3 protein-coding genes and 1 pseudogene are annotated in these 4,491 nt (G+C 71.4%); 3 read left to right on the top strand and 1 reads right to left on the bottom strand.

Features of this window, described 5'->3' with window-relative positions:
• The first annotated feature begins 702 nt into the window (after positions 1–702).
• Entirely contained in the window at positions 703–1,785 is a 1,083-nt protein-coding gene (locus tag AB0D10_RS45775; RefSeq protein ID WP_360268898.1) for an IS110 family transposase, read from the top strand.
• Between the two features lie 8 nt (positions 1,786–1,793).
• Here AB0D10_RS45775 and AB0D10_RS45770 read toward each other — a convergent pair whose 3' ends face one another.
• On the bottom strand, positions 1,794–2,615 hold the full coding sequence (locus AB0D10_RS45770; RefSeq protein ID WP_360268895.1) for an SDR family NAD(P)-dependent oxidoreductase: 822 nt from the start codon (positions 2,613–2,615) through the stop codon (positions 1,794–1,796).
• A 534-nt stretch (positions 2,616–3,149) separates the two neighbouring features.
• On the opposite strand from AB0D10_RS45770, the gene AB0D10_RS45765 reads away from it, so the two are divergent.
• Positions 3,150–3,923, top strand: coding sequence for a GNAT family N-acetyltransferase (locus AB0D10_RS45765; RefSeq protein WP_360268892.1), 774 nt, complete (start codon positions 3,150–3,152; stop codon positions 3,921–3,923).
• A 176-nt stretch (positions 3,924–4,099) separates the two neighbouring features.
• A pseudogene (locus tag AB0D10_RS45760) lies at positions 4,100–4,491 on the top strand (hypothetical protein); the annotation flags it as partial.

Genomic DNA, 4,491 nt, shown 5'->3' with positions numbered 1-4,491 from the left:
GACTCCGGCCCGTACGCCACCGAGGCCATCGCGTCCAGCGAGAGCGCCGCCAACCCGCCCGGGACGCTCAACCGGTGCCGCTCCTCGCCCGCACCGGCGTCCGGCGGCTGGGGTTCGGCCGTAACGGCCGGGCTGGTGCTCTCTGGCATGCGTGGCTCCTCGATCGTGACGGTCACGATCGTGAAGCGCCCCGGAACACCGCCCGCCGGTTCCTACACACCCTTGATGTCGGCGGCCCCACCCTTGATGCGATCTTGACCCCCCACAACGATTCGGCCCCTGAGGCGACGCCCGTCACAGCCGGACGGCGGGCCTCAGGGGCCGAAGTGGTGCACCCGGTGCCGGTGGCACGCGGCACCGGGTGGGTTCATCGGGTTGCCGGCTACCGCCCGGGCTTGCGGCCGTGGTTCGCCTTCTTCTTCCGCCGGGCCTTCTTCTTGCGGGCGCGCTTGGACATCGTGTTCCTCTCGGTGAGTGGGTGACGGACGGTTCAGGCGGCTCTACCTTCTGAGCCGGGTTGATCGGGCCATTCGTAAGGTTGGGTCACCCAGGGGTGCTGGGTGTGGCTATCAGGCGGCTGCCGTTCGTGGCTTGCCAGGCTTCGCCGCCCGGCGCCCCACGACGACTCGGCCGCCGATTAGGAAGTGCGAGAAGGTCGCTGTGTAGAGCAATGCCGGCGAGGTCGTCTGTGGTACGAACAGATTGCTGAAGCTGATCGGTGACGTCCTCGCCCTGGCCGACGGCGACGAGGTGACATGGGCGATCGACATGACCGGCGGCGAGCCCGCGCTGCTGCTGAGCCTGCTCCTCGCCCACGACCAGGAGGTCCTCTACATCCCCGGCCGCCTGGTGAACCGGGCCGCCGACGGCTACCGCGGCGAGGGCAAGACCGACGCCCGCGACGCCTACGTGATCGCCGACCAGGCCAGGATGCGTCGCGATCTGCGTCCGATCCGCCCCGGCGACGAGGCCGCCATCGAACTGCGGCTGCTGACCGGCCGCAGGGCCGACCTGGTCGAGGACCGCACCCGCGCCGTCAACCGCCTGCGCGGCACCCTGCTGAGCATGTTCCCGGCCCTGGAACGCTCCCTGGAGCTGACCAACGTCGGACCGCTCAAGCTCCTGACCGGTTACCAGACCCCTGCGGCCATCCGCCGCGCCGGCGTCGCCCGGCTGGCCAAATGGCTGGCCAACCGCAAGGTAAGAAACGCAAGATCTCTTGCCGAAAAGGCAGTTGAGGCCGCCGAGCGGCAGTACACCTCCGTTCCCGGGGAGAAGACCATCGCCAGGCTGGTCCACACCCTGGCCGAGGAGGTGATGACCCTCAACGAGCACATCACCGAGATCGACAAGCTCATCGAGGGCCGGTTTCGCGAGCACGAACTCGCTGACATAGTCGAGAGTGTCCCCGGCATCGGGGCGATCCTCGGCGCCGAGTTCCTCGCCGCCGTCGGTGGCAGCCTGGAAGGCTTCGACTCCCCGGACGCCCTGGCGGCCCTCGCCGGTGTCGCGCCCGCGCCGAGGGACTCCGGCAAGGTCAGCGGCAACCTCCACCGGCCGGTCACCTACCACCGCCGGCTCCAGCGGGTGTTCTACACCTCCGCGCTGGTCAGCGTCCGATGCGATCCCAACTCGCGGAAGTTCTACGACCGCAACCGCGCCGAGGGGAAGAAGCACGTCCAGGCCGTGCTCGCCCTGACCCGCCGACGCGTCAACGTCCTATGGGCCCTCATCCGTGACCGGCGGTGCTACCTGGTCGCACCGCCGGTCACCGAGGCTGCTTGACAACGACATTAGGAAGCCTGGCCGACCAACTGGTCGGCGAGCTTGGCCAGGCGCTTCAGCGAGCGCTCCTCCTGGGCGGCCGGCGCGGTCGGCGCGATGACGCCGCCGTCGAAGTAGGCGCCGTGGGCGACGACCGTCTCCGGCAGGCAGAGCCGCACCACGGCCGCCGCGCCCTCCGCCGCCGGCGCGCCGCCCCGCCCGTACAGCGGCAGCAGCGCGGTGTCGCACAGGCCGGGGTTGACGCTGACGGCGGTGATGCCGGAGCCGGTCGGGGCCATGTCGGCCGTCGCCATGGTGAGGGCGAGCTGCGACTGTGCGTACGCGGCGACCCGCGAGTACTTCTTCACCCGGTGCGGGTCGGACCAGTTCATCGAGGCGGTCCGGTGCAGGGACGACGACACGTTGACGATCCGGGCGTCGCCGGCCGCCGACAGCGGGGCGCGCAGCAGCTTCGCCAGCAGGTGCGCGGCGAGGAAGTTGACCTGCAGCGAGACCTCGTTGCCGTCGTCGGTGAGGGTGCAGCGCTCGGGCGCCATCGCGGCGGCGTTGTTCACCAGCAGGTCGAGGGCCGGGTAGTGCTTCACGACCGTGCCGGCGAGCACCGCGACCTCGGACAGCCTGGTGAAGTCCGCAGTCAGCTCGACGAGTTGGTCCCGACGGGCACCCGCGGCGACCAGCCGCCCGACGGCCGCCTCGGCCTCGGCGGTGGTGCGGGCGTGCACCAGCACGGTCGCACCGTGCCCGGCGAGCAGCCGGGCGGTCTCCCAGCCGATCCCGGAGGAGGCACCGGTGACCAGCGCGGTACGGGCGGACAGAACAGCGTCGGACATGACCCATCCAAGGGTGGAAAGGCACCGGCGGGGTCCGACGGCAATGCGGCACGAAGCCGCACGCCGACGGGCCGCCGGTGCGAAGAGGACGTGATGCGATGAGAGCGCTCATCCGCCCCTGCCCGCGGAGCCGGGCGGGGCAGGGGACGGACGGCGGTGATCGGCACGGGCACGACGTAACGGCACCGGGCCCGTGCACGCGGCCGGTGACGAGCGGGAAGGAGCTCGGTCCTACCGGACGGCGATGGCGACCGCGACAGCGACGATCCGCGGCCGACTATGCGGCGGGCGGTCGTGGTGGCGTGTCGAGCGGTGCATGTCCCCCATCAAAGCCACCCCCGATGCCGGGGGCAAGCTCGTTCATCCTCCCTGACGAAGCCCTGACGGGCTCTCGACGTCTTGTTGATGCGGTGCCCCTGGCACCGGGCCGGGCTTTCGGCACACGCCAAGGTTCCGTCAGCAAGAACCCCCGTCGCTGCCAGGCTTTCGTCAACGAGCCGACATCGACCCACCCCGGTCTGCCGTACTGGACGGATGTCCGTCACCGTTCTGCCCTCCCATGACTGGTTCACCCCCGAGCAGCCGGGCGCGAGCGTCCTGCCCGCCCACGTCGCGCGGAGTGCCCACGGCGGCTGGTGGGCGGACGACCCCGACACCGTCCGGGCACTACTGGTGCACTGCGGGCCGGAACGGCTGCTGATCGGAGATCCCGAACATCTGGACCCGGACGTCCTTGCCCGCTTCGGACGAGGGCAGTTCCACGCTCCGGACCGCTTCCTCCCCCTGCTGGGACGCACGTTCAGCCACATCACGCCGTGGATCCGCGTACTGCACGTCCACTCGGAGCGGCCTCGGCCGGTCTCCCGCAACACCGCCGCCTGGGTCCGCCCACTTCACGCCATCGATGAGGCGCACCTCGAACGGTTCGCCCGCCGTTCCTCCTCCGCGAACCGCCCCGGCCTCCCGCACTGGGCCGCCGAGACCTGGGGCGGTCATCACGCACTCGCGTCGAGCGGCTTCGCCTGGGGCGCGTTCCTCGGGCCGTACCTGGCCTCGCTCGCCTGTGGCTACCTCGCCGGACGGAACCACCTGGACATCGCAGTGGCGACGGACCCGGCGTTCCGGCGCCTCGACCTCGCACTCGCCTGCGTCCGTGCCGCCACGACCGCCGCCCACGCCCGAGGCCTCACCCCGATCTGGTCGGCGCCGCAGAGCAACCACGCCAGCCGGACCCTCGCCGAAGCCGCGGGCTTCCGACCCGTGCGACAGGAGGTGCTGTACTGGGCCGGCCCGGCACGCACTCTCTGACGAACAGGCGTCCGACAGGACGTCAGGGTGCCGTCAGGGAAGCCGTCCCGGGCGCCAAGCCGTCATCAAGACCCGCATGGCGCGTGAAGATCCGGTGCTTCGCTCTCCGGCGTTACCGTCACTCCCCCGAACCGCCGCCCCACCCGACCGGGCGGCCCGGAAGGTCCCCCGAGACGATGCGCCGTTCGGCTCTCACCACCCCGGACACCACCCCCGACCAGCAGAACTGGTTCCGCCGCCCGGAGCGGAGCCCGGCGCCGGCACCCGAGCCGCCGCCGAGCCACCGGCCCACGTCACCGGGAGGCCGACGCCGGCTCGTCACCCGCCGCCAGCTGGCGGAGGCGCTGCCCGCCGCCGTCCGCAAGCTGCACCCGCGCGTCATGGCACGCAACCCGGTGATGCTGGTGGTCGAGACCGGCTCGGCTCTCACCACCATCAGCGCGGTGCTCCACCCCGGCGTCTTCGCCTGGGTGATCTCCTTCTGGCTCTGGCTGACCGTCCTGTTCGCCAATCTGGCCGAGGCCGTCGCCGAGGCCCGCGGCAAGGCCCAGGCCGATTCCCTGCGCCG

Origin of the sequence: Kitasatospora sp. NPDC048545 (assembly GCF_040651155.1) — a bacterium.
Lineage (GTDB): Bacteria > Actinomycetota > Actinomycetes > Streptomycetales > Streptomycetaceae > Kitasatospora.
Note: the sequence above shows the minus strand (reverse complement) of the source record. Positions and strands in the feature narration are given on the sequence as shown.

Coding starts and splice junctions, on each gene's coding strand:
- AB0D10_RS45770 (WP_360268895.1), bottom strand. CDS start 2,615: ATGTCCGACGCTGTTCTGTCCGCCCGTACCGCGCTGGTCACCGGTGCC.
- AB0D10_RS45765 (WP_360268892.1), top strand. CDS start 3,150: ATGTCCGTCACCGTTCTGCCCTCCCATGACTGGTTCACCCCCGAGCAG.